This is a genomic window from Rhodobacter capsulatus, from assembly GCF_005144475.1.
Classification (GTDB): Bacteria; Pseudomonadota; Alphaproteobacteria; order Rhodobacterales; family Rhodobacteraceae; genus Rhodobacter; species Rhodobacter capsulatus_C.
Genome location: NZ_SWJZ01000016.1, coordinates 24277 through 49365 on the forward strand (window position 1 = coordinate 24277; position 25089 = coordinate 49365).

At 67.0% G+C, this 25089-nt stretch carries 23 protein-coding genes and 1 tRNA gene; 16 read left to right on the forward strand and 8 right to left on the reverse strand.

Annotated elements, in window-relative coordinates; all coding sequences use genetic code 11:
• The first annotated feature begins 6 nt into the window (after positions 1-6).
• From FBT96_RS05350 to FBT96_RS05385, 8 genes are all read left to right on the forward strand, one after another.
• Positions 7-879 carry a F0F1 ATP synthase subunit gamma gene (locus tag FBT96_RS05350; protein WP_136905302.1) on the forward strand — a complete coding sequence of 291 codons (873 nt, stop codon included), beginning with the start codon at positions 7-9 and terminating at the stop codon, positions 877-879.
• A gap of 21 nt (positions 880-900) precedes the next feature.
• Positions 901-2319, forward strand: coding sequence for a F0F1 ATP synthase subunit beta (atpD, locus tag FBT96_RS05355; RefSeq protein WP_136905303.1), 1419 nt, complete (start codon positions 901-903; stop codon positions 2317-2319).
• A 9-nt stretch (positions 2320-2328) separates the two neighbouring features.
• Positions 2329-2727: a F0F1 ATP synthase subunit epsilon gene (locus tag FBT96_RS05360; protein WP_136905304.1), complete on the forward strand. Its 399-nt coding sequence runs from the start codon at positions 2329-2331 to the stop codon at positions 2725-2727.
• A 125-nt stretch (positions 2728-2852) separates the two neighbouring features.
• A complete protein-coding gene (locus FBT96_RS05365; protein ID WP_136905305.1) occupies positions 2853-3203 on the forward strand; it encodes an H-type lectin domain-containing protein in 351 nt (116 codons plus the stop codon).
• Between the two features lie 73 nt (positions 3204-3276).
• Positions 3277-4176 (forward strand): hypothetical protein, encoded by a 900-nt coding sequence (locus FBT96_RS05370; protein ID WP_136905306.1) that lies wholly within the window; start codon positions 3277-3279, stop codon positions 4174-4176.
• Positions 4173-4877: an acylneuraminate cytidylyltransferase family protein gene (locus FBT96_RS05375; protein ID WP_136905307.1), complete on the forward strand. Its 705-nt coding sequence runs from the start codon at positions 4173-4175 to the stop codon at positions 4875-4877. The genes FBT96_RS05370 and FBT96_RS05375 overlap by 4 nt, the downstream gene beginning before the upstream one ends.
• Position 4878: 1 nt before the next feature.
• Entirely contained in the window at positions 4879-5670 is a 792-nt protein-coding gene (locus FBT96_RS05380; RefSeq protein WP_136905308.1) for an SDR family NAD(P)-dependent oxidoreductase, read from the forward strand.
• Entirely contained in the window at positions 5664-6611 is a 948-nt protein-coding gene (locus FBT96_RS05385) for a Gfo/Idh/MocA family protein (protein ID WP_136905309.1), read from the forward strand. The genes FBT96_RS05380 and FBT96_RS05385 overlap by 7 nt, the downstream gene beginning before the upstream one ends.
• Positions 6612-6613: 2 nt before the next feature.
• Here the strand turns inward: FBT96_RS05385 and neuC are convergent, their stop codons facing one another.
• The gene (gene neuC / locus FBT96_RS05390) at positions 6614-7735 is read right to left on the reverse strand and encodes a UDP-N-acetylglucosamine 2-epimerase (RefSeq protein WP_136905310.1); all 1122 of its coding nucleotides are present in this window, start codon (positions 7733-7735) and stop codon (positions 6614-6616) included.
• 102 nt (positions 7736-7837) lie between these two features.
• Here neuC and FBT96_RS05395 point away from each other — a divergent pair, with 102 nt between their 5' ends.
• Positions 7838-8596 (forward strand): hypothetical protein, encoded by a 759-nt coding sequence (locus tag FBT96_RS05395; protein WP_136905311.1) that lies wholly within the window; start codon positions 7838-7840, stop codon positions 8594-8596.
• Positions 8597-8601: 5 nt separating this feature from the next.
• On the opposite strand, the gene FBT96_RS05400 is transcribed toward FBT96_RS05395, so the two are convergent.
• From FBT96_RS05400 to FBT96_RS05415, 4 genes are all read right to left on the reverse strand, one after another.
• Complete coding sequence (locus tag FBT96_RS05400; protein WP_136905312.1) at positions 8602-9744, reverse strand: rhamnan synthesis F family protein; 1143 nt, start codon at positions 9742-9744, stop codon at positions 8602-8604.
• Positions 9745-9785: 41 nt separating this feature from the next.
• Positions 9786-10562, reverse strand: a complete 777-nt coding sequence (locus FBT96_RS05405; protein WP_249306325.1) for a glycosyltransferase family 25 protein — start codon at positions 10560-10562, stop codon at positions 9786-9788.
• Entirely contained in the window at positions 10559-11587 is a 1029-nt protein-coding gene (locus FBT96_RS05410) for an N-acetylneuraminate synthase family protein (RefSeq protein WP_136905314.1), read from the reverse strand. Before FBT96_RS05410 ends, FBT96_RS05405 begins: the two co-directional genes overlap by 4 nt.
• Before the next feature lie 108 nt (positions 11588-11695).
• Positions 11696-12748 (reverse strand): extracellular solute-binding protein, encoded by a 1053-nt coding sequence (locus FBT96_RS05415; protein WP_136905315.1) that lies wholly within the window; start codon positions 12746-12748, stop codon positions 11696-11698.
• A 134-nt stretch (positions 12749-12882) separates the two neighbouring features.
• Between FBT96_RS05415 and FBT96_RS05420 the strand changes: the two genes are divergently transcribed.
• The 7 genes from FBT96_RS05420 (at position 12883) to FBT96_RS05450 (ending at position 22501) form a co-directional block, all read left to right on the forward strand.
• Complete coding sequence (locus FBT96_RS05420; RefSeq protein WP_136905316.1) at positions 12883-14301, forward strand: cryptochrome/photolyase family protein; 1419 nt, start codon at positions 12883-12885, stop codon at positions 14299-14301.
• Between the two features lie 99 nt (positions 14302-14400).
• Positions 14401-14877 (forward strand): TrgA family protein, encoded by a 477-nt coding sequence (locus FBT96_RS05425; protein WP_136905317.1) that lies wholly within the window; start codon positions 14401-14403, stop codon positions 14875-14877.
• A gap of 28 nt (positions 14878-14905) precedes the next feature.
• Positions 14906-16048, forward strand: a complete 1143-nt coding sequence (locus FBT96_RS05430; RefSeq protein WP_136905318.1) for an NUDIX domain-containing protein — start codon at positions 14906-14908, stop codon at positions 16046-16048.
• 64 nt (positions 16049-16112) lie between these two features.
• Positions 16113-17141: a cysteine synthase A gene (locus FBT96_RS05435; RefSeq protein ID WP_136905319.1), complete on the forward strand. Its 1029-nt coding sequence runs from the start codon at positions 16113-16115 to the stop codon at positions 17139-17141.
• Positions 17138-19621 (forward strand): DUF3772 domain-containing protein, encoded by a 2484-nt coding sequence (locus FBT96_RS05440; RefSeq protein WP_136905320.1) that lies wholly within the window; start codon positions 17138-17140, stop codon positions 19619-19621. Before FBT96_RS05435 ends, FBT96_RS05440 begins: the two co-directional genes overlap by 4 nt.
• A gap of 62 nt (positions 19622-19683) precedes the next feature.
• Positions 19684-19773: transfer RNA gene (locus FBT96_RS05445), tRNA-Ser, on the forward strand.
• Between the two features lie 361 nt (positions 19774-20134).
• Positions 20135-22501, forward strand: coding sequence for a methyl-accepting chemotaxis protein (locus tag FBT96_RS05450; RefSeq protein WP_169583234.1), 2367 nt, complete (start codon positions 20135-20137; stop codon positions 22499-22501).
• A gap of 61 nt (positions 22502-22562) precedes the next feature.
• On the opposite strand, the gene FBT96_RS05455 is transcribed toward FBT96_RS05450, so the two are convergent.
• Genes FBT96_RS05455 through FBT96_RS05465 form a run of 3 tightly spaced genes read right to left on the reverse strand, consistent with a single transcriptional unit; the run spans position 22563 to position 25070 of the window.
• Positions 22563-23603 (reverse strand): LacI family DNA-binding transcriptional regulator, encoded by a 1041-nt coding sequence (locus FBT96_RS05455; protein WP_136905322.1) that lies wholly within the window; start codon positions 23601-23603, stop codon positions 22563-22565.
• Positions 23600-24241, reverse strand: coding sequence for a dual specificity protein phosphatase family protein (locus tag FBT96_RS05460; RefSeq protein WP_249306327.1), 642 nt, complete (start codon positions 24239-24241; stop codon positions 23600-23602). Before FBT96_RS05460 ends, FBT96_RS05455 begins: the two co-directional genes overlap by 4 nt.
• Entirely contained in the window at positions 24225-25070 is an 846-nt protein-coding gene (locus tag FBT96_RS05465; RefSeq protein WP_136905323.1) for an inositol monophosphatase family protein, read from the reverse strand. The genes FBT96_RS05460 and FBT96_RS05465 overlap by 17 nt, the downstream gene beginning before the upstream one ends.
• Positions 25071-25089: the final 19 nt, after the last annotated feature.

Here is a 25089-nt window from a genome sequence, read left to right on the forward strand (position 1 = left end):
AGGGAGATGCCCAGCCTTAAGGACCTCAAGAACCGGATCGTGAGTGTCAAGAACACTCGCAAGATCACGAAAGCGATGCAGATGGTCGCGGCGGCGAAACTTCGCCGCGCCCAGGAAAGCGCTGAAGCTGCCCGGCCCTATGCCGAGCGGATGAACGCCGTGATGTCGAGCCTTGCCGGTGCGGTGGGCTCGACCGATGGCGCGCCGCGCCTGCTTGCGGGCACGGGCTCCGACAAGGTCCATCTCCTCGTCATCATGACGGGCGAGCGCGGGCTTTGCGGCGGCTTCAACGCCAATATCGCGAAACTCGCGAAGGCGAAGGCGATGGAATTGCTCGCCCAGGGCAAGACGGTGAAGATCCTCACCGTCGGCAAGAAAGGTCGCGACGCGCTGCGTCGTGATCTGGGCCAGCACTACATCGACCACATCGACCTGAGCGACGTGAAGAAGCTGAGCTACCCGGTGGCGCAGAAGATCGCCCAAAACATCATCGACCGCTTCGAGGCGGGCGAATACGATGTCGCGACGATCTTCTTCTCGGCCTTCCAGAGCGTGATCAGCCAGGTGCCGACCGCCAAGCAGGTGATCCCGGCGCAGTTCGAAACCGACGGGGCGGCGGCCTCGGCGGTCTACGACTACGAACCGGGCGATCAGGAAATCCTGACCGCGCTTCTGCCGCGTGCGGTGGCCACGGCGATCTTTGCCGCGCTGCTGGAAAACAACGCGTCCTTCAACGGGGCGCAGATGTCGGCCATGGACAACGCCACCCGCAACGCGGGTGACATGATCGATCGTCTGACCATCGAGTATAACCGCTCGCGTCAGGCCGCCATCACCAAAGAGCTCATCGAAATCATCTCGGGCGCCGAGGCGCTCTGACGGAACCGGAGATAGAATAGAATGGCAAGCAAAGGCAAAGTGACCCAGGTCATCGGCGCCGTCGTCGACGTGCAGTTCGAGGGCGGTCTTCCGGCGATTCTGAACGCCCTTGAAACCACCAACAACGGCAAGCGCCTCGTTCTGGAAGTTGCGCAGCACCTGGGCGAAAACACCGTCCGCACCATCGCGATGGACGCCACCGAGGGTCTGGTGCGCGGCGCGGCCGTGTCCGACACCGGCGGCCCGATCACCGTTCCGGTCGGCAACGCCACCCTGGGCCGCATCCTGAACGTCATCGGCGAGCCGGTGGACGAGCGCGGCGACGTGTCGAAAGTCGAAGCCCGGGCGATCCACCAGCCCGCGCCCGATTTCGCGGCGCAATCGACGGAAAGCCAGATCCTCGTCACCGGCATCAAGGTGATCGACCTGCTCGCCCCCTATTCCAAGGGCGGCAAGATCGGCCTGTTCGGCGGCGCCGGTGTGGGCAAGACCGTTCTGATCATGGAACTGATCAACAACATCGCGAAAGTGCACTCGGGCTTCTCGGTGTTCGCGGGCGTTGGCGAACGGACCCGTGAAGGCAACGACCTTTACCACGAGATGATCGAATCGGGCGTTATCAACCTCGACAAGCTCGAAGAGTCGAAAGTGGCGCTGGTTTATGGCCAGATGAACGAACCCCCGGGGGCGCGTGCCCGAGTGGCGCTGACCGGCCTGACCCTTGCGGAACAGTTCCGCGACCAGTCGGGCACCGACGTGCTGTTCTTCGTCGACAACATCTTCCGCTTCACCCAAGCCGGGTCGGAAGTGTCGGCGCTGCTGGGCCGTATCCCCTCGGCCGTGGGCTACCAGCCGACGCTCGCCACCGACATGGGTGCGCTGCAGGAACGCATCACCTCGACCAAAGCCGGTTCGATCACCTCGGTGCAGGCGATCTACGTGCCGGCCGACGACCTCACCGACCCGGCCCCGGCCACGTCGTTTGCCCACCTCGACGCCACGACCGTTCTGTCGCGGGCGATCTCGGAACTCGGGATCTACCCGGCGGTGGACCCGCTCGACTCGACCTCGCGGATCCTTGACCCGCAAGTCGTCGGCGAAGAGCACTACCAGGTCGCCCGTGACGTCCAGGGCATGCTGCAACGCTACAAGTCGCTGCAGGACATCATCGCCATCCTCGGCATGGACGAACTGTCGGAAGAAGACAAACTGACGGTGGCCCGCGCCCGGAAGATCCAACGCTTCCTGTCGCAGCCCTTCGACGTGGCGAAAGTCTTCACCGGCTCGGACGGCGTGCAGGTTCCGCTGGAAGACACCATCAAGTCGTTCAAGGCGGTGGTTGCCGGCGAATACGATCACCTGCCGGAAGCGGCCTTCTACATGGTCGGCGGTATCGAAGACGTGATCGCGAAAGCCCAGCGCCTCGCCGCTGCGGCGTAAGGGGGAACCATGGCCGATACCATGCAGTTCGACCTCGTCAGCCCGGAACGGAGGCTTGCCTCCGTTGCCGCGCGCGAGGTCCGTCTTCCCGGCGTGGAAGGCGATCTGACGGCGATGCCGGGCCATGCGCCCGTCATCCTCTCGCTGCGTCCCGGCATCCTGACCGTGGTCAGCGCCGCGGGCACGGCCGAATACGCCGTGACCGGCGGCTTCGCCGAGGTTTCGGGCGAGAAGGTGACCGTTCTGGCCGAGCGCGGTCTGACCAAGGCGGAACTGACCGCCGCGGTGCATGCCGAGATGCTGGCCGAGGCCAAGAAAGTCGCGGACGCCGCGCATCCGACGGTGGCCGACGCCGCTGCGAAGATGCTGGCCGACATGGAAGCGCTTGGCACGCATATCAATCTCTGACGGGACATCCCGTCGGATATCTCGGGCCCCGGTCTTCGCGCCGGGGCCCTTGCTTTTTGCTTTTGTCTTTCGTCGCCGCATATTAGCGTGACGGCGGACAAGGCCGGAATGAGCGACAGGAACGGATGAAGAAGTTTTCCTCGACCCGGATCGGCGTGGCACAGGGATCGCTGGTGCTGTTTTCGGACTATCTGGACGGCGGCGTGATGTGGACGGGCGAGGGCCCGCGCGAGTTGCGCCGGGTGGTGGTCTTTGACGAGGCCTTCCGCGACATCCCGGCGGTGCAGGTGTCGCTGTCGATGTGGGACATCGACCAGAAGCACAATCCGCGCATGGACATTTCCGCCGACATGGTGACGGCCGAGGGCTTCGTGATCGTCTTTCGCACCTGGGGCGACACCCGCGTCGCCCGCGTCCGCGCCGACTGGCTGGCGATCGGCGGCTGCGGCAACGAGGACGACTGGGACGTGGTCTGACCCCGCCCGGCTTGACTTTCCGCCCCCCCGCGCCGATGGTGCGCGCGACTTCCCCATCCAATGAGGCCCGCCCGTGCAACAAGATGCCCCCCGCTGGCAGCTCGTGGTGATCCTGTGGGGGACGAAATATCCGGTTGCCGAACTCAACGCCCTGATCGAGACCGTGCTGGCGCGGGCCGCCACCCCGCCGCGCGTCGTGCTGATTTCCGACCGCGACCGGCCCGGCCTGCTGCCGCAGGTGCTGTTGCGGCGCTTCCCCGACTTCTACCTGTCGCCGCCGATGCTGGCGGGCGGCTGTCAGGCGAAGCTGGCGATGTTCGCGCCGGGCGTCGTGCCCGCGGATCTGCCCGCGATCTATCTTGATATCGACACGCTGGTTCTGGGCGATGTCACCCGGTTTCTGGATCTTCTTGACCGGCCCGAGCGCATGGCGATGCTGCAAAGCGTCGTGCTGCCCTTCGGGGCTTTGGGGCGGACGCTGCACCGGCTCAGCGGCGGGCGGCATTACGCGCGCGGCAATTCCTCGATCGTCGTCTATCATCCGGCGCATTGCAGCCATATCGCCACGACCTATGAACGGCTGCACGCGGCGCATGGCTACAACGGCCTGCGCCCGATGATCGCGGATGAACGCTTCATCTCCTGGTCGGCCCAGGCGCAGTTGCGGGCGATCCCGAAGCGGCTGGCGGTGAAATTCCCGACCGAATTCATGTGGCCCTGGCGCTGGCTGATTCATCTGCGGGCACGTCTGCCCTGGTTGCGGCGCCGCTGGGCGGGGCTGGTCGCGATCACCCTGCCCGGCGACGAGGTGAAGGGCCCCGAACTTCTGACCCTGCCCGAGGGCGCCGAGATCACCGACCGCAAGGGCCGCCGCCTGATCTGGTCGGACCGCGCTTTGGGGCCGGTCCGCGCCCGCATCATCGCTTATTACACCGACCTGAACGCCCGTCTGCGGCAAGGGGAACAACCATGATTCTGGGCCATATCGGCGCACGCAAGGGCTCGAAAGGCGTGCCCGGCAAGAACTTCCGTCCGATCGCGGGCAAGCCGCTGATCGACTGGTCGCTCGACCAGCTTTTCGCCAATCCGCGCATTGATGCCGTCGTCGTCTCGACCGATGACGAACGCATCTATGATCATGCGGTGGCGAAGGGCGCGCTCGATATCGGGCTGCGGCCCGCGCATCTGGCCACCGATGCCGCGCCGAAATGGGGCGTCTGGCAACATGCGCTGGCGGCCGGGCAGGCGGCGCTGGGGCAGCCCGTCACCACCTTTGTCGATCTGGATTGCACCTCGCCCCTGCGCCTGCCCGAAGATCTGGAGGGCGCGCTTGACCTGTTCGCCCGCGAACAGCCCGACATGGTGATGAGCGTCTGCGAGGCGCGCAAGAACCCCTATTTCAACCTGGTCGAAGCCGATGAGACCGGGGCGCTGCATGTGTCGAAGCCGCTGCCGGGCGGGGTCTGGTCGCGGCAATCGGCGCCGAAGGTCTGGGAACATGCGGCCTCGACCTATGTTCTGTCGGCTGATTATCTGCGCCGGGCGAAGACGATCTACGAAGGCCGGGTGATCCCCTTCGAGATGCCGCCCGAGCGCTGCCTTGACATCGACACGCCGTTCGATTTCCGGCTGGTCGAAATGCTGATGAACGACCGTCTGACGGAGGGAAACTGACATGACCGGGCAATTGTCTAACCGCACCATCTTCATCACCGGCTCGGGCGGCGTGCTGGGCTCGACCTATGTGCGCCGGATGCTGGAGCAGGGCGCCCGCGTCGTCGCGACCGATCTGCCCGGGCATCGAGCCGAGGCGCTGCAGGCCGCGCATGCGGGCAACGAGGCCTTCCGCTTCTACGATCTGGACGTCGGCGACGAGGCGCAGGTGACCGAGATTTTCAAACGCGTTCTGGCCGATGGCTGGGAGCCGAATGTGGTGCTGAACAATGCCGCGATCACCGGCGAGATGCTGATGGGCGCGGGCAAGCCCTTCCCGGATTTCGCCGATACGACGGTCGCCGATTTCGAGCGCACTTTGCGCACCAACCTCACCGGCGCCTTCATGGTGGCGCGGCAGATGGATCGCGACATCGTCGGTCGCTGGCCGGCAACGCTGATCAACGTGGCGTCGATGTATGCTTTGAACGGCGCGCATCACCCGATCTATGACGGCATGCCGTTCAAGAATTTCTCGGCCTACGGCGTGACCAAGGCGGGCATCCACGGGCTGACGGTCTGGCTGGCGGGCTACTGGGCGCCGCGCGGCGCCACCGTCAACACCATCGCCCCCGGCGCGGTCTTCAACAACCATTCCGAGGAATTCCAGCGCCGCGTGGGCGAGCTGATCATGCTGAACCGCATGGCAAAACCGGATGAAATCGCCGATGCGATGCTGTTCCTGTGCTCGGCCGGGGCGGGCTACATGACCGGGCAGCTGGTCAATGTCGATGGCGGGTTCTCGGCGTGGTAAGCGCACGGATCGCCGTCATCGGCGCGGGCTCGATCGGGCGGCGGCATGCCGCGAACCTGACCGCGCTGGATTGCACCGTCTCGCATCTGCCCTGGCGCAGCTTCGACGCGGCGGCCTTTGCCGCGCGGACCGATCTGGACGGGGTGGTGATTGCCACCGAAACGCAGATCCGGCTGGAGCTGATCGAGATCTGCGCCCGGATGGGCCTGCCCTTCTACGTCGAAAAGCCGCTCGCCCATACGCCCGAACAGGTGGCGGCAATCTACGCCGCCGCCGCCCCGGTGGCCGATCGCAGCCTGATCGGCTTCATGATGCGCTACAACCCGGCGCTGCAGGCGCTGGCCGCCGAAGACCTCTCCGACATCTACCGCTTCTCCTTCGAGATCGGCCATGACGTGCGGCAATGGCGGGCGAACTGGCGCTTCGCCGACAGCTACGCCGCCCGTCCCGAAGGCGGCGGGGTGCTGCTTGATCTCTCGCACGAGGTCGATCTGGCGATGACCCTCTTCCCCGGCCTGACGCTCGGCCGGGCGGAAAGCCTGGGCCATCCGTCGTTCCCCGGCGTCGATTTCGCCACCACCTTGATGCTTGCGGCTGCGGGCGGGCCGGTCGGCACCGTCGCGATGGATTACCTCTCGCCGGTCTTCATCCGCCGCGCCCGGCTGGTGGGATTGAAACGCCTGATCGAGGTCGATTTCCTGACCCCCGAGATCACGTTCCTCACCCCCGGCCGCCGCACCAGCCAGTCTTATGTCTTTGACCGCAATGACATGTTCCTGGGCGCGATGCGCGACTTCCTGCGGCTGATCGCCGAAGGCCCGGGGGCCGATCTGTCCCCGCTCGCGCCGCGTTTCACCACGATGCGGCCGGTGAACGAGATGGTGGCGAGCGCCTGGTCCGCCCGGCATTTCACCGGACAGGTCGCGATGGAGATGGGCTGAATTCAGCCGTGATCGGCGAAGGTCTTCTGCAACCCGCCCTGCCAGAAGCCTTCGTCGGCCAGCACCTCAAGAAAGCGCTCGGCGGCGCGGCCCTCGCCAAAGGCGGTGTGGGGCGGATAGCGCTTGCCCCATTCGGTCGCCAGAAACGCACCGATCTTGTCCCGCTCCGCCGCATCGGCGGAAAACAGCGACGGCGCCTCGGCCCGGTTCGTCTGCCGCGTGCCGATATCGAGCGAGGGGATGCCCAGAAACGGCGCCTCGCGCACCCCGGCGCTCGAATTGCCGACCAGACAGGCGGCATGTTTCATCAGCTCGGAAAAATGCGCAAACCGCATTGAGGGGATCAGCCGGAACCGCTCCCGCGGCAGCTGTTCCAGCACGGCAAAGATCTCGCGCGAGCCCGGATCGTTGTTCGGCGCGATGACGACGAACTTCCGCCCCGAGGCCTCGAGCGCGCCAAACAGATCCGCCGCCTGCCGCCCCATCGTCGCGGCTTCCGACGTGACCGGATGGAACAAGGTCACCCCGTAATCGTCAAACGGAATGTCATACCGCTTCAGCACCTCGGGCAGGGTGACCCCCGAGGGCCGGGCGTGGAAATCCAGCTCCGGCGAGCCGATGACATGGATCTTGTCGGCCGGCTCGCCCAGCGTCATCACCCGCTTCGCCGCCGCTTCCGAAGATACGAAATGACAGGCGGCCAGCTTGGTGTTGCAATGCCGGAACACCTCGTCGATCGTGCCCGAGACCTCGCCGCCCTCGATATGGGCCGAGCGGATGTAGTTCGTGGCGCAGACCAAGGCGCAGGCCAGGGCCTCGATCCGGTCGCCGTGAAAAACCACCAGATCGGGGCGCAGCTCGGCGAAAATGTCGGAAAAGCCGATGATCGACTTTGCGAGGATCGTGTCCTGCGGGTCGCCCTCGCGCTGGTTGAGAAATTCATGCACGGTGGCGCCCTGCACCCGGTGCACCTCGATCTTGGTCAGGCCGTAGCGCTCTAGCATATGCATGCCGGTGACCAGAAACGACACCTTGAGCCCGGCATCGCGGGCGGCCAGCGCCAGCGGTTCGATCTTTCCGAAATCGGCACGGGTGCCGGTGACGAAGAGGATTTCGCGGGTCATTCCGGGCTTTCTCTGCTGCGCTGCTCGGGTCGCCATTACATTGCTTGTGCCCTCGGCGGAAGGGTTATAATGCGGCAAAAGGCTGCGAGGGGAGAGAGCGCGATGGATCGCGTCGTTCTGTGCATGAAATGGGGGACGCTTTACGGCCCCGATTACGTGAACGTGCTTCACAACGCCGTGCGGGCGCATCTGCCCGGGCCGTTCCGCTTCGTCTGCCTGACCGATGATGCGACCGGGATCGATCCGGGGGTGGAATGCTTCCCGGTGCCCGACTTCGGTCTGCGCCCCGATCTGTGGCAGATCGGCGGCTGGCCGAAGATCGGGGTGTTTCAGCGCGATCTTTACGGGCTGCGCGGCCGGGCGCTGTTCATCGATCTCGACATGATGATCCTGTCGGATCTGACGCCCTTCTTTGACCATCCCGCCCCGTTCATCGCCACCGACATGGGCGCGAACTGGAAGCCGCGCGCGGGCAAGGGCCCCGAGGAACCGGGCACCTGCCTGTTCGCCTTCACGCTGGGCGCCGAGCCGCAGATCTATGAGCGCTTCAACGAGGATCGCAACGGCAACGCCCATCGTTTCGGGCTGGAACAGAATTGCGTCGCGGCCTTTGCCAATGCGATCACCTGCTGGCCCGCCGACTGGGTGATCAGCTTCAAGCGCCACCTGCGCCCGCCGGCGCTTTTGGGCGCGGTGCTGCCGGTGCGGCGCCCGCCCGCCAGCGCCAAGGTGCTGGCCTTCCACGGTCGGCCGCGGCCGCTCGATCTGATCCGCAAGGGCTGGTGGGGCGAGCTGCCCAATATCGGCCGCGGCCCGGTGGGCTGGATGCGCGATTACTGGCTGCGTTACGGCGGAAACTGAGCCGGTCAGCGACGGCTGCGCGCTTGCGCGACCATCGCCGCGATCTCGGCGCGGATTTCGGCGGGGGGCTCGGCCACCGCGCCATCTTCCAGCGCGCGCAGATAGGCGGCGCGCATGTTCGCGAAAATCGGCTCGCTGCTTTTCTTCAGAAAGGCCGTGCCGAAGATATGGTCATTGGCAAAGGGGAACGAGGCGTTGAAGCGCTTGCGGTTCACCGTGCGGCGGATGTGGTCAAGCACCGCCGCGCGCCAGCCCGGGCTGGCCGGATCCAGCGCCGCAATCCGCCGCGCCGCCTTGATCCGGTCGGCATCGGCATAGGCGGCATATTTCAGGGTCTGGCGCAGGAAGGCATCGTCCTTCTCGCGCAGCCGTTGCAGGAACACTTCGCGGCGCGAATAGGCATCGAGCCGCAGCCCCGCCGCCGCCATCCGCCGCGAAAAGCCGATCTCGCCCAGCTTGATCGTATGCGGCTTGTAATCGGTCATCTTGTAGTCGCGCCAGAACGCCTGAAAGGCCGGATGATCCCAGGCGCTGCGGCGGATCAGGTAGAAATAGCTTTCGATATGGCTGCGCTTGCTTGGCATGCCGCCGCTGGTGTCGTGGATCACCTTTTCGTCATGCAGCAGCCCGCAGATGTCGGCCTCGGCGAAGTCGGTCTCGATCAGCGCCAGCAGGTCGGCCCGCATCGGCGCCCAGACGCTGTCATTCATCACGATCAGCCGTTCGGGGCGCGCGCCGTCGCGGTTCAAAAGCCGGATCGCATCCTGATAGCCGCCGAAATCATAGCCGAAATTCGGCCGCTCCAGCAGGCTCCAGCACAGATCGAGCAGGCGGTCCCGGTCGGTTTCGGACACCGGGCAATTCAGCACGAGGAAGGGCGCATAGCCCTCGGAAATCAGCCAGTTGCAGGTCGCAATCGCCGAGGCGGAAATGCCATCCGGCTGATAGATCAGGAAAATCGCGATCCGCTCCGAGGGGGGAAGCCGCCCGGCATGGCGTTGCGTCAGCTGGTCGAAATCGCGCAGATAGGCGGCCCGGCGCGCGGGCTCGCGCAGGCGTCCGGGCAGCGACGCAAGGGTCTGGGGGAGTTGCAGAAACTGATCCTTGATGCGGTTCAGCTCACGCTTGATCTTCCAGGCGGGGACCATGCTGAAAACTCCTCGTAAAACGGATTCGACCTTTGTCCGCTTTAGCCCTCCGAGGCGCGGAAGGAAAGCAAGCCGTGCCGCGCCAGCCAGATCAGCCGCCGGGCGTAATTCGCCAGCTTCTGCCGATAATGCGGCAGGCGTTTGTATTTCGGGAATTTCTTCGCCCCGGCCATGGCGGTGCCGGTGATGAAGCTTTCGCCCCGGTCGCGCGGCGGCGCGGTGAAGGGCTCAAGCCCCATCAGCCTTATGTCATGGTCGAAGAAGCGGTTCAGCTCGTGGTCATGGGCGCGGCGGATCGGATAGAAGCGCGCGGCCAGCCGCGCCGCCACCGCGCGCTTGATCAGATAGCAGCCGTTGCCGGTGAAGGGCCCCCAATAGGCCATCAGCGTGAAGGGGCCAAGCTGCGCCTGCGGCAGCCGCCCCTTGGCGCGGATGCAGGAAAACCGCAAGATGTCCCAGCGCTCGGCCATCGCCAGCCCCGCCGCCAGCGCCTGGCGGAAATCCGCGGTGAAGGTGACGTCGTCTTCGCAGATCAAGACGATCTCGGGGCCGTCTTGCGCAATCTGGCGCCAAAGCTCGACATGCGAGGCATAGCAGCCCATATGCCCGGCCGAGATCGGCGCCCCCATGTTGCGATGCCAGGCGGCCAGATCGGTGCGGCCGAGCAGCTCGGCCTCGCGCGCGGCGCCGTCGATGCCCTCGTAGATCGTGTAACGCATCCCGATCCGAGCGAATTCCTGCGCCACCTGCGCCTGCCGCGCCGTGGCGCGGGCCAGCGAGATCACCTGAACCGGCAGATCGGGCAGCGGGGCGGTCACGCCAGATCGCTCCATTTCAGCTGGGTGTTGCGGGGCAGGGCGCGGGTGGTGCGCTTGCCCACCACCTTGTCGAAATCATAGCCCGCGATCTCACCGGAGCCCGGGCGGCGGGCCCAGATGTCGGCCTCGGTGATCAGATGGCCCGCGGGCAGGTCGCGATCCGCCACCACCGAGGCCCGCGCGAAGCGATAGACCGGCTCCTCGGCCGCGGTGCGTTCCTTGGGGTTGCGGCTTGCGATCCAGATTTCCTTCGAGCGATCAATCAGATGGCGCAGCTCCGACGGGTCCATCGAATTGATGATGTCAGGCCCCACGCGATAGCGCGTGTCGGTGTAGTGCCGTTCGAGGATGCAGGCGCCCAAGGCGACCGAGGCCAGCGCCATTTCCGGCCCGATCGAGTGATCGGAAAAACCGACCGGCACGCCCGGGAAGGCATCCTGCAGATCCCGGACCCCGCGCAGCGACACGATTTCGGGCGGGCTCGGGTAAAGGTTGGTGCATTCCAGCAGCGCGAACTCGACGCCCGCGGCCTGCAAAATCTTGACACTCGCGCGGATCGTCTCGATCGTCTGCATTCCCGTCGACAGGATCACCGGCTTGCCCAGCCGCGCGATGTGACGGATCAGCGGCAGGTTGTCCGCCTCGCCCGAGCCGATCTTGTAGGCCAAAACGCCGATGCTTTCGAGAAACTCCGCCGCCGCGCGCGAAAACGGCGTCGAAAGATAGATCATGCCCAGGCTTTCGGTGTAGCGCTTCAGCTCGATCTCGTCGTCTTGCGACAAAGCACAGCGCGCCATCACCTCCCAGATCGAGACATCGGCATTGGGCGGAAAGATCTGCTTCGCCTCGTCGGTCATCTCGTCTTCAAGGATATGGGTCTGATGCTTGACGCATTCGCAGCCCGAGGCCGCGGCCAGACGCACCATTTCCTTGGCCACGGCGAGCGAGCCGCCATGGTTGATGCCGATTTCCGCGATCACCAGCGGCGGATGCTCGGGTCCGATCTGACGCGTTCCGATCTGCATGGCATTCCCCCTTGGCTGGCCCCTTGCCACAGCCGATAGAACCCCGGGGCGCACCCGTCAAGCGGCGGGCAAAAGCGAAGGGCGCCCGAAGGCGCCCCTGCTGTGATCTCAGAACCCGGCCTTGATCTTTTCGAACTCGGCCAGTTGTTTTTCGCGTTGCTGCGGATCGTTCGGCACCTGCGGCAGGATCGGCGCCTTGACCGGGCCGATGCCCGCGGTGATCTGTTCTTCCAGCGGGATCGTCTCCATCGCCTTCAGGCTGGAATGGCCGTAGCCGATATTGTCCAGAAGCGCGCGGGCGGCTTCGGGGCGCAGCCAGGAATTCATGAAATCATAGGCTTTCGCCTCGTCGCCGGGGCCGTCCTTGAGGTTCACATAGCCGCAGAAGAAGGTGGCAGAGCCTTCCTTGGCTTCGCGCTGGAAGGCGACGGGATAGTTTTCGTTGCGCAGCGCGGTGACGCCGTCGTTCCAGGACCAGGAAATCAGCACCTCGCCCGAGGCCATGGTCTGCGCCTGTTCGGCCGGGTCGGCCCAGTAGCTGAGCACGTTCTTGTGCGCCTCGCGCAGCCATGCGGCGGCGGCGGCGAATTGCGCGTCGGTGACCTTGGTCCAGTCGGTGACGCCGGTGGCCAGATAGGCCAGCGACCAGACGTCGTCGGAGGAATTCGGCAGCGAGATCCGGCCCTGATATTTCGGGTTCACGAAGACCTGCAGCGAGGCGACGTCTTCGGCCGGGACTTCCTCGGGGTTGTAGGCGATGGCGGCGGCGCCCCAGTCGGTCGGGATGAACCAGACGCCCTTGTCATCCTTGAAGATCGGCGAATCGAGATATTTCGGGTCGATGTCGGCCAGCGCCGGGATCTTCGCCGGATCCCAGGGTTCGATCAGCCCGGCATCGCGGTATTTCGACACCATCTGCGAACAGGGGTGGGCGACGTCCGCCTTGAAGCCCGAAGCGACCTTCTGATAGGCCTCGTCGTCATCGCCATAAAAGGAATAGGTCGGCGCGTCGCCATATTTGTCCTTGTAGGCCTGATACAGGCCCTCGACCTCGAAGCCGGCCCAGTCAAAGACCAGAAGGCCGGACTCGCCTGCCTTTGCGGGCAGCGACAAGGCCAGCGCAGCCGCGGCCGAGACAAGCAGAAGCGATGATTTCTTCATGGTGGCGTTCCCCGTTGAGATTGGATTTGCCGAAACGCTAGACCGCGGGTCGCGTGCGAACAAGTGAATATTTCGCCGCCCTTGCGGCCCGGTGTCCCCTTGCCGAACCGCTCTGGCGGCCCCAGTTGGGGGGAATGCGTGATGAAACCCCGATCCTGCTCTGGTTGCGCCGCGATTTCCGGCTGAGCGACCATCCGATGCTCTCTGCCGCCGCTGCCTCGGGGCGGCCGGTGCTGGCGCTTTTCATCCTCGACCCGCTGGCCGAAGCCTATGGCGCGGCGCCGAAATGGCGGCTGGAACAGGCGCTTGCGGCCTTTGCCCCGGCGCTTGCGGCCTGTGGTGTGCCGCTTGTGCTGCGCCGCGGCCCGGCGCTTTCGGTGCTGCGGTCGGTTCTGGCCGAAAGCGGGGCCGGGGCGGTCTGGTGGAGCCGCGATCTGGACCCGGCGGCGATCACCCGCGACACGGAAATCAAGGCCGCGCTGCGCGCCGAGGGGCTGGAGGCGCGCTCGTTCGACGGGCAGGTGCTGTTTGCGCCCTGGGCGGTGCAGACCGGGCAGGGCGGTCCCTATCGCGTCTACACGCCGTTCTGGCGCGCGGTGCGGGGCTTGGCCGTGGCCGATCCGCTGCCCGCCGTCACCGCGCTGCGCCCCGGGCCGGTCCTGCGCGGCGAAAGCCTGTCGGCGCTGGGGCTGGGCCTTGCGATGCGGCGCGGCGCGGCGGTTGTGGCGAAATATGCCCGGGTGGGCGAGGCGGCAGCACAGGTCCGGCTGGAGCGTTTCCTGCGCGACGGCATCGAGACCTATCAGGCGCGGCGGGATTTTCTGGCCGAGAACGCCACGTCCGACCTGTCGGAAAACCTGGCCTGGGGGGAGATCTCGCCCCGGGTGATCTGGCACGCCGGGGCGCGGGCGCTGGCGGAGGGCCGGGCGGGGGCCGAAACCTTCCTCAAGGAACTGGTCTGGCGCGAATTTGCCTGGCATCTGATGTATCATTACCCAAAGCTGGCCACGGCGAATTGGCGGCCGGACTGGGACGCTTTCCCCTGGGCGGGCGACAGTGCCGCGGCCGAGCGCTGGCGGCGCGGCCAGACCGGCGAGCCCGTCGTCGATGCCGCGATGCGCGAGATGTATGTGACCGGGCGGATGCACAACCGGGCGCGGATGATCGTCGCGTCTTACCTGACCAAGCATCTATTGACCGATTGGCGCATCGGGCTCGCGTGGTTCGAGGAGTGCCTGATCGATCATGACCCCGCGTCGAATGCGATGGGCTGGCAATGGGTTGCGGGCTGCGGGCCGGATGCGGCGCCGTATTTCCGCGTCTTCAATCCGGCGTCTCAGGCCGAGAAATTCGACCCCGAAGGGCGCTATCGCCGGGCCTGGCTGGCCGAGGGCAACCGCCACGCGCCGCAGACCGCGCTGGATTTCTTTGCCGCCGTGCCGAAGTCCTGGGCGCTGGCGCCGGGGGCCGCCTTGCCGGCGCCGCTGATCGATCTGGCCGCGGGGCGGGACCGCGCGCTGGCGGCCTATGCGGCGCGGCCGAAGGCGGGTTGAACCGGCTCCGGCCCTGCCACGATTGCATCCCGATTTGGCCATATTTCTTTGCGATACCAATCAACCGGCAGTGTCAAGCCTGTCGGTCGGAGGTGCGAGATGCAGAAAGTCGTCGTTCGTGACACCCAGATGAGCCTGCCCACGACGGCGAAGCTGTTCGGGGCGCTTGGTCTTGCGGCCACGGGCTTCATCACCGCAGAGCTGATCCCCGGCAATCTGCCGCCTGGGACGGCGGTTCATGGGCTGGCGCTGATGGCGGCCTCGTTCGGGCTGCTGCTGGGCTGGCGGGTGATCGGGCGCAACCCGGGCCGGGGCCGGGTCAAGGTGGTCGAACGCGGGCTGCATGCGGCGATCTATCTTCTGCTCTGGACGCTGGTGTTTCTGGGCGCGCTGCAGATGATGCGCGAAATGGCGCGCGGCCGCTATGACAGCCCGAGCGAGGCGCTGCTGGACGTGCTGGCGCAGGGGATGCGGCTGGGCGCCGAGGCGCTGCGGCTGGACGTGCTGGGCACGCTCTTTTGCGGCGCCGTGCTTTCCGCTATGCTGGCCGAATGGGCGTGGAAACGCTGGCACTAGGCCGCGCCCCAACCGCGGACGGGGCGTCATGTCATTGAGCAAACTCTATTTCTTTTACGGCACCTTGGGCCATCCGCCGTTGCTTGCCGCCGTGCTGGGGCGCTCTGCCGCGCTGCGTCCGGCCCGCGCCGCGGGCTACGAAGTCCGCCACGCCTGCGACGCGGCGGGCGCGGAACTGGGTTATCCGCTGCTGGTGCCCGGCCCCGCCGGGGTCGAGGGCGTGCTGGCCGAGATCACCCCGGCCGAGGAAGAGGTGCTCGACTGGTACGAGATCGGCTACCGCAAGGCGCTGCTGAACGTGCTCGACGCCGCCGGGCAGGTCGTCGCGGCGCTGGCCTATCTGCCCGAGGATCGGCGCTGGACGCCGGGGCGGCTGTGGCGGCTGGACGACTGGGCGGCGGAAAAGGGCGATCTGGCGACGCTTGCCGTGGCCGAGGTGATGGCGCTGCGCGGGCAGGTCTCTGCGGAGGCGGCGATCGCCCGCTATCCGATGATCCGGGTCCGCGCCGCCTCGCGGCTGCGGGCGGCGCAGCCGCGCCCGGCCAGCCTGCGCCGGACCCCGGCCGCGGGCGATGTGGTGATCGAGAGCCTGACCACGCCCTATGCGAAATTCTTCGCCCTCGAGGATTACCGGCTGCGCCATCGCCGCTTCGACGGGGGGATGAGCCAGACGCTTGACCGCGCCGCCTTCGTGTCGGGCGATGCGACGGTGGTGCTGCCCTATGATCCCGTGCGCGACACCGTGCTTCTGGTCGAGCAGTTCCGCACCGGGCCCCTGGCGCGCGGCGATGCCAACCCCTGGGCGCTGGAAACCGTCGCGGGGCGCGTCGATGCGGGCGAAACCCCCGAGCAGGCCGCCCGCCGCGAGGCCGGGGAAGAGGCGGGGATCACCCTTGGCCGCCTGATCCCGGCGCCCGCGCATTACCCCTCTCCGGGGGCGAAAAGCGAATATATCTATTGCTTCATCGGGCTTTGCGATCTGCCCGAGACCGGCCCGGGTCTGGGGGGCCTCGAAGCCGAGGGCGAGGATATCCGCAGCCACCGCATTCCCTTCGACGCGATGATGGCGCTGATCGACAGCGGCGAGATCGAGACCGGGCCGCTTGTCATCCTGGCACTCTGGTTGGCACGTCTGCGCGAGGAGCTGCGCAAAACCGCCCTCGGGGCTTGAGGCGCCCCCGCTTGCCCTTTAGTCTTGCCCGACCGGGCCCAACGCCCCGGGACGAGGGAGAGACATGATCTGCAAGGACCTGGCCGCCGCCATCGGCAACACGCCGCTGATCCGCCTGAAGAAGGCGTCCGAACTGACCGGCTGCGAGATCCTCGCCAAGGCCGAATTCATGAACCCGGGCCAGTCGGTCAAGGACCGGGCGGCGCTGTACATCATCCGTGACGCGATCGCGCGCGGCGCGCTGAAACCGGGCGGCACCATCGTCGAGGGCACGGCGGGCAATACCGGCATCGGGCTGGCGCTGGTCGGCGCGGCGATGGGCTTTCGCACCGTCATCGTGATCCCGGAGACGCAAAGCCAGGAAAAGAAAGACATGCTGCGGCTGGCCGGGGCCGAGCTGGTGCAGGTGCCCGCGGCGCCCTATGCCAATCCGAACAACTATGTCCGCTATTCGGGCCGTCTGGCCGAGACGCTGGCGAGGACCGAGCCGAACGGCGTCGTCTGGGCGAACCAGTTCGACAACACCGCCAACCGGCAGGCGCATCTGGAAACCACCGGCCCGGAAATCTGGGAGCAGACCGGCGGCAAGGTCGATGGCTTCGTCTGCGCCGTGGGCTCGGGCGGGACGCTTGCGGGCGTGGGGCTGGCGCTGCAGCCGAAGGGCGTGAAGATCGCGCTCGCCGACCCCGACGGCGCGGCGCTGCACAGTTTCTACACCACGGGCGTGCTGAAATCCGAAGGCAGCTCGATCACCGAGGGCATCGGGCAGGGCCGGATCACCGCCAACCTCGAGGGCTTCACCCCGGACATGAGCTTCAACATCCCCGATGCCGAGGCGCTGCCGGTGGTCTTCGACCTTTTGTCGGAAGAGGGCATCTGCGTCGGCGGCTCTGCGGGGGTCAACGTCGCGGGGGCGATCCGCATGGCCCGCGCGATGGGTCCGGGTCACACCATCGTCACGGTGCTGTGCGATTACGGCACCCGCTACATGTCGAAATTGTTCAACCCGGACTTCCTGCATGCCAAGGGCCTGCCGGTGCCGGCCTGGCTGGATGGCCGCGGCCAGACCGTGCCGGAGGTGTTCGAAGGATGATCGCCCGCCTTTTGCTGCGCGTCCTGCTGCTGACGCTGGTCCTTGCGCTGCCCGTCGCGGCGCAGGACGATGCCGAACCGAATTACAAGGCCTTCGGCAAGGCCTCCTCGCAGGTGGAAGAAGCCGTCGCCAAGGGCGAGATTTCCGACGCGCGGCTCTCCGACATGCGCGCCGAGATGGTGAAATGGCGTACCGCCTTCACCGAGGCGCAGGATACGAACGCCAGCCAGATCGAGACGCTGAAAAGCCAGATCGCGGCGCTCGGAGCGCCCCCCGCCGAGGGCGCGGCGGAAGATCCGCTGATCGTCAAGCGGCGGGAAGACCTGAACGCCAAGCTGTCCAAGCTGCAGGCGCCGGGGATTTCGGCGACCGAGGCCGCAAGCCGTTCGGATGCGATCATCCGGGCCATCGACAAGCTGATCCGCGAACGGCAGGCGGACAAGCTGTTGCGGCTTTCGCCCTCGGTGGCCAATCCGGTGAACTGGCCCGCGGGGGCCTCGCTTTTGCGCTGGATGGGCGAATGGATCTATGACGAGACCCGCTGGCGCTTTACCCAGCCGGTGAATTACGAAACCACCCGCGACAATGCCCCGCTGATCATCGGTCTGATCCTGGGCGCGCTTTTGCTGCTGGCGCGGGGCGGGGCCTGGATGGCGCGGCTGACGCGCTGGCTTTTGACGAAAACCGCGATGCGCGGGCGCAATCTGATTTCCGGCATCGTCAGCTTCGGGCAGGTGCTTCTGCCCACGGCGGGGGCGGTGATGGCGACGACGGCGCTCGACAAGACCGCGCTCTTCGGGCCGATCCTGTCCTCGCTGTACCTGCTGGCGCCGGGGATGCTGTTTGTCGTGCTGTCGGCGCGCTGGCTGGGCACGCGGGTCTTCCCGCCGCAAGCGGGCGAGGGGGTGATCACCCCCGGCGCCGAGGGCCGGGTCTATGCGCTGATGCTGGGTCTGGCCTTCATGACCTATCGGCTGATCGAAATGTGGGTCGCGCCCCGGGCCGAGGATTTTCTGGGCGGTGCGGGCGAGCTTGGCTCGGAGCGGGCGGCGGATGTGGCGGCCAAGGCCGATGCGGCGCTCTCGGTGCTGCAGGTGCCGCTGCAGGTCTTTGCGGCGCTGGCGCTGTTCCGGATGGGGCAGCTTCTGCGCCGTCAGGGCAGCGGGGCGAACCTGGCCGAGGAAGCCGATGGCGCCTTCCGGCTGGGGATGCTGCGCTGGCTGGGCAATGCGCTGCTGATGATCGCGGTGGCCGGACCGGCGCTGGGGGTGATCGGCTATGTCAGCGCCGCCAATGCGCTGATCTGGCCCGCGGTGCTGACGCTGGGTCTGTTCGCGCTGGTGATCACGCTGCAAAGCTTCCTGGCCGAGCTTTACGTCACCGTCTCGGGCCCCGAGTCCCGCCGCGACGCGCTGTTGCCGGTGCTGGGGGGCTTCCTGCTCTCGCTCGCTTCGATCCCGGTTCTGGCGCTGATCTGGGGCGCGCGGATCGAGGATCTGGTCGAACTCTGGACCTCGTTCCGGGCCGGGATCGAAGTGGGCGGCGTGCGGATTTCGCCGACCTCCTTCATCACCTTCGCCGTCGTCTTCACCATCGGCTACACGCTGACCCGGATCTTCCAGGGGGCTCTGAAAGCCTCGATCCTGCCGCGCACGACGATCGACAAGGGCGGCCAGAACGCCATCGTCTCGGGGCTGGGCTATGTCGGCATCCTGCTCGCCGCGCTGATCGCGATTTCGACCGCGGGGATCGACCTGTCGTCGCTGGCGATCGTCGCCGGGGCGCTGTCGGTCGGCATCGGTTTCGGTCTGCAGACGATCGTGCAGAACTTCGTGTCGGGCATCATCCTGCTGGTCGAACGCCCGATTTCCGAGGGCGACTGGATCGAGGTCGGCGGCCGTCAGGGCATCGTGAAGAACATCTCGGTGCGCGCGACGATCATCGAGACCTTCGACCGCACCGATGTGATCGTGCCGAACGCGGATCTGATTTCGGGCGCGGTGACGAACTGGACGCGCGGCAACAAGACCGGGCGGCTGATCGTGCCGGTGGGGGTGGCTTACGGCAATGACACCCGCCGGATCGAGGCGATCCTGAACGAGATCGCCCAGGCGCATCCGCTGGTGATGATGACGCCGCCGCCCTTTGCCGTGTTCGCCGGTTTCGGGGCGGACAGTCTGAACTTCGAGATCCGCGCGATTTTGTCGGATGTGAACTTCAAGCTGCGGGTGCATTCGGAAATGAACCACCAGATCGCCGAGCGTTTCGGCCGCGAGGGGATCGAGATTCCCTTCCCGCAGCGCGATGTCTGGATCCGCAACCCCGAGATGCTGCGCCCGGATTATGTGCCGCCGGTCGAGAAGATGGTGGTGGGCCACGGCACGATCGCGGCGGCGCCGGCGCCTGCGCGCCCGGAGCCGGGCGAGGGGATCGCGGTGCTTTCGGACAACGACGGCGCCGAAGAAGGCGACGATCGCTGAGACGGTATCAAGGCTGATCTCCCCCCTTGCGAGGGGGGAGATTTGCCGCTAAACCCGGCCGCGGACGGGTGGCCGAGTGGTCGAAGGCGCACGCCTGGAAAGTGTGTAGGCGGGGAACCGTCTCGTGGGTTCGAATCCCATCCCGTCCGCCACTTGCCTCGAAAATCTCCGCCACGATCCCTTGATTGTATTGCCCAAAAGGGCATTGCGGTCGGCAACAGGATCGCGGCAACGGATGCCTGCCCCCCCCTTTTTTCCAGCTCGGCTTGGGGCAAAGGGGGCAGCATGACCGGGACTTTGCGGCCTCGAACCTTTCGCCTCGTCCGCCGGGTGCGGCGCAGATTGCGGTTTGACATGACGCTTTGCCGGACACCGTAGCACGCCGTCTGAAGGCGGAAGACCTTGGAGGGGGGCTCCGGAAGCGGAAAATTGTTCGCAGGATCTTAAGCTTTCCGCCTTAGGGTCCGGGTTTGCCGCTGTGGTCAACTTCGAAGGCCTGACATGTTTTCATGGATGAATGCGTTGGATCTCTCCCGGCGTCTGCCGGTGATGATGACGCTGGTCGCGCTGATGGCGGGGCTTTGCGCCGCCGTGCCAGCTTATCTGATCACCCGGCAGTCCCTGCTGGAGAGTTCCGAGGCCGCGCTCGACACGCTTGCCCGCGGACCGGAGCAGACGCTGACGCTTTTGCTCAACGGAACCCGGGCCGATCTGCTGTCGATGGCGGAGGATCATGCGATCCAGCGCGCCTTCGTGGCCATGACGGCGGCCTATGACCAGCTTCCCTCTGCCCTCGAGACGCTGCAAAAGACCTATATCGACGACAATCCGAACCCGCTGGGCGAGAAGAACCGGCTGGTTTCGGCGGGCGATGGCACCCCCTATGACACGCTTCATGCCGATCTGCATCCCGGCCTCGCGACGCGTCTGGCCGAACGTGGGTTTTACGACATCTTCCTGATCGATCCGCAGGGCAATGTCATTTACACCGTCTTCAAGGAGCGCGATTTCGCCACCAATCTGCAGACGGGCGCGGGGAAGGAGACTGGCCTTGGCGCGGTGTTCCGCGAAGCCATGACGCTTCCCGCGGGCGGGGCCGCGTTTCGCGATTTCGCCCGTTATGCGCCCAGTGCCGATCTGCCCGCCGCCTTCGTCGCCGCGCCCGTCCTTGACGACGCCGGCAACAGGCTTGGCGTGATCGCGATCCAGTTGCCGATCGGGGCGATGAATGCCGCCGTGCAGAATGTCACCGACGGCGCCGACACCAAGGCGGCCTATCTTGTGGGGGCAGACGGGCTTCTGCGCTCGGACCTGACGGCGACGCCCACGGACGACATCTTGACGACGCGCGAGGAAAACGCTGCAAGCCGCGCCGCTCTGGCGGGCGAAACCGGGGTGATGCGGGTGCAAGATGCGCAGGGCGATCGCTTCATCGCTTACCGGCCGCTGTCGTTTCTGGGCACCCGATGGGCCCTGCTGACCAGTCAGGAGGCGTCCGAACTGATGTCGCCGCTGTTCAGGATGAGCCTTGCGGTGCTGGCCATCGGTTTGTTGGTGATCGCGGCGGCGGCGGCGCTGGCGGTGCGGCTTTCCAGTTCGATCAGCGGGCCGCTGACCCGGCTCACCTTTGCGATGGACGAGGTCGGGCAGGGCCGTCTGGATAACGACGTGCCGCATCGCGACCGGTCCGACGAGATCGGCCGCATGGCGCGCACGCTGGAGCGGTTTCGGCTGGCGCTGGTGCAGGCGCATGAAACCGAAGCCCGCCTTGCCGCCGAGCGCGAAGCAAATGCGGCGCTTGAACGGGACCGCACCCGGCAGGAAGCGGAGCGCGAGCGTCAGGAGCTGAGCCGCGCCCGCGAGGCCGAGGATGCCCGGCGCGCCGCGGAAGATGCGCGCCGCGCCGCCATCGATGCCGAGCGCGCCCATGCCGACGAGGCCCTGCAACGCGTCGTGACATCGCTCAGCGCGTCGCTTCGGGCGATGGCCGAGGGGCGGCTCGATGTGACGATCGATCAGTTCTCCGGCGAATCCTTCAAGACCTTGCGCAACGATTTCAACGCCGCCGCCGACAGCCTGCGCCAGATCGTGAGCGAGATTTCAACGGCCGCGCGCAGCATCGGCACCGACAGCGACGAGATCGCGAATGCCGCCGTCAGCCTGTCGCGGCGGACGGAATCCTCGGCCTCGGCGCTGGATGAGACCGCTTCGGCGATGCATCAGATGCTGGCCGCGGTCGGCCAGACCAATTCCGGGATCAACAGCGTGCGCAATCTGGCGCAGGACGCCTGTGATCGGGCGGGCCGGTCGCAGGCGACGATGCAGGCCGCGGTCGAGGCGATGCAGCGGATCGAAGCCTCCTCCCAGGCGATCACCCGGATCATCAACGTCATCGACGACATTGCCTTCCAGACAAATCTTCTGGCGCTGAATGCCGGGGTCGAGGCGGCGCGCGCCGGAGAGGCCGGTCGCGGCTTTGCCGTTGTCGCCTCCGAAGTGCGGGCGCTGGCGCAGCGTGCGGCCGATTCCGCGGCGCAAATCGGCACGCTGATCGCCGACAGCGGCGCCCAGGTGAGCGAGGGGGTGGCGCTGGTGCGCGATTGCGGCACGGCGCTCGAGACGATCTCGAGCGCGGTCTCCGACATCTCCGGGCGCGTCAGCGAGATCGCCGCAAGTGCCACGGAACAGGAGCAGGGCATCTCGGAAGTTACCCGTGCGCTGGGTCAACTCGACACCGCCACGCAGGAAAACGCCGCGATGTTCGAAGAGACGACCGCGGCAACCACATCGCTTGCGGCGGCGGTGGCCGATCTGGGCAAGCTGATCGCGCATTTCCACGGCTGGGAAGAGACCCCGCGCGCGGAACGCCTGCGCGCCTGAGGGCAGCCGTGATCCCGGGCCAGCTTTGGGCCAAAGAAACAGCACGGGCAGGGGACGTGCCTCAGGTCCCGCCCGTGCCGGGCCGCACGCTGGAACGCCAGCGCAGCTTCGGCGGCAGCGTCTCGGGGCGGGCGGGGGGCGGCTCCTCGGAGGCGATGATCGCCACGATCCGCTCGGCCAGGGCCTCGAAGGGCTGAGCGAAGGTCGTCAGATCATAGGCGCCCCAGCCCGCCTGCGGCACATCATCGAAGCCGATCACGTTCAGATCGCGCGGGATCTGCAACCGGAACTCGACCCGCGCTACATCAAGCAGGCCGAAGGCCAGCAGATCATTGGCGCAAAAGATCCCCTCGGGCCGGTCGGCGCCGCCCAACAACTCGCGTCCGGCGCGTTGGCCGGTCTCGTAGCTGGTCGGCCCCTCCTGCCAGAGCCGCACCGACAGCCCCGCCGCCGCCGCTTCCGCCAGGAAATGCCCGGTCCGGCGCACCAGCCCTGCGGTGCCGCTGGCCGAAGTCACCAGCGCCGCCCGCCGCACGCCCGCGCGCTGCAGCATCGCCACGCAATCGCGCATCGCGGGGGCGTCCTCGGTCTGCAGGTGACAGACGCCGGGCAGGGTTTCGGCGCGGTTCAAGAGGATCATCCGCTGCCCCGCCGCCACGCAGCGGCGCACCAGATCGGCGGGCGGCGTGCCCGACAGCACCACCGTCGCCGCCGCCCGATACCCCAGCGCCTGTTCCAGTGCCTGCTCCGCGCCGCGCCCGTCGGCGGGATCGCTGCCGGTGTTGACCACCATCACCATCCGCCCCGCCGCCTGCAAGGCCTGCGTCAGCCGGTCGAAAAGCGCCGCATGAAACGGCGCTGCAAGCGTTGCCCCGATCAGGCAGACGGGGCGGCTTTCGGGTTTCGAAATGCCCCGCGCCAGATGGTTGACGTGATAGTTCAGCGCCTCGGCCGCGGCCAGAACCCGGTCGCGGGTCTCGCGCGAGACGCTGGCGCCGTCGGTGAAGGTGCGCGACACGGCAGACCGCGACACCCCCGCCAGCCGCGCCACTTCGGCCGCCGAGGGCGGGCGGGAACCGGGGGCGATGGGCTGTCTGGTCATGCGGGGGCGGGTCCTGGCAGATGCGGTTCGATCATCCGCGCCATTTTCGCCGCCCAGAGCGCGGCGTCAATCAGCACGGGCTTGGGCGTCTTGTAACGCAGCGCGTCGGGGATGCCGCGCAGCGCGCAGATATGGGCGATGGCGGCCTCGAGCGTGGGAAACCGCGCGGGCTCTTGCAGATGCAGGTAAAGCGCGACCAGCGTCACGGACCGCGACCGACCGGCGCGGCAATTGACCAGCAGATTGCCGTGTTCGCGCCGCGGATAGGAAGGTTTCTCGGGCATCTTCTGCGCCAGAAGCCCGCAGAGCTGGTAATAGCCCGCCAGCATCATCGGCACCGGATTGCCCGGCCCGTCGACGATGCCCAGCTTGTAATAGCGCACGAATCCGGTGCCCCAGGGCAGGGCTGCGGCCTCGGGGCTGGGCTCGGTGACCAGGTTGATGTCAAGGTTCACCGCGCAGTTCAGCACGGTGGTGATCCCGTGTTCCGCCAGCAGCGCCGGGTCCGAGGCGGCGCGCTTGTCGCCGATGTAAAGGTCGATGCCGAGGCCCGAAAGGTTCCGCTCGATCAGCGTGAGCGGGCGGCGCAGCGACTTGTCCTCGATCATCTCGGGGCAAAGCTCAGGGGTGACGTTCATCGGCGCTCTCCGCAAGGGCTTGATCCAGAAGGGTTTCGATGGCGGGGGAGGCGGCGGCCAGCACCCTCCCCGGCGCGGCCAGATCGGCAAGACCCGCGGGCCAGGGGCCGACCTGCCCCCCGGCCTCGGAGACGAGGAGAAGCCCCGCCAGGCAATCCCAGCTGTGCATCAGCGGTTCCCCATAGCCGTCCGAGCGGCCATCGGCCACATGTGCGAGCGCGAGCGCCCCCGATCCTGCCCGCCGCACGCTGACCCCCGCGGAAAGCAGGCAGGCCAGCGCGCGCAGATAGCCCGACGTCGCCAGCCGCCCCGACCAGCCCAGTTCCAAGATCGCCTGTTCGGGCTGCGCGCCCTTGCGCACCGCAAGCGGGCGGCCGTTCAACGTCGCCCCGCGGCCGCGCCGGGCCAGCCAGGTCTCGCCCGAGATCGGCTGCACGATCGCCGCCATCTCGGCCCGGCCCTCCAGCGCCACCGCGATCGAGACGCAGAAATGCGCGACGCCGCGGGCGAAATTGGCGGTGCCGTCGATCGGGTCGATGACCCAGGTGACGGCGCCCACCGCGCCGCCGCCCTCTTCGCCGAGGATCGCATCGCCGGGAAACCGGGTGGCGATCTCGTGCCGGATCAGGGCTTCGACCGCGGCATCGGCCTCGGTCAGATAATCCTGCGGCCCTTTCAGCGTGAAGGTGCCGCGCGGACGGCTGCGAAAGGCCGCTGCCGCGGCGGCCCCGGCGCGGGCGGCGATCTCGCGCAGCGCGGCGAAGCGGGCGTCCAGCGCGGGGGCGGTTGGCGTTGGGGCGGCGGGGGGCGCCGCAAGAAGAGAGGTCATCGGAACTCCGGGAAAAGGG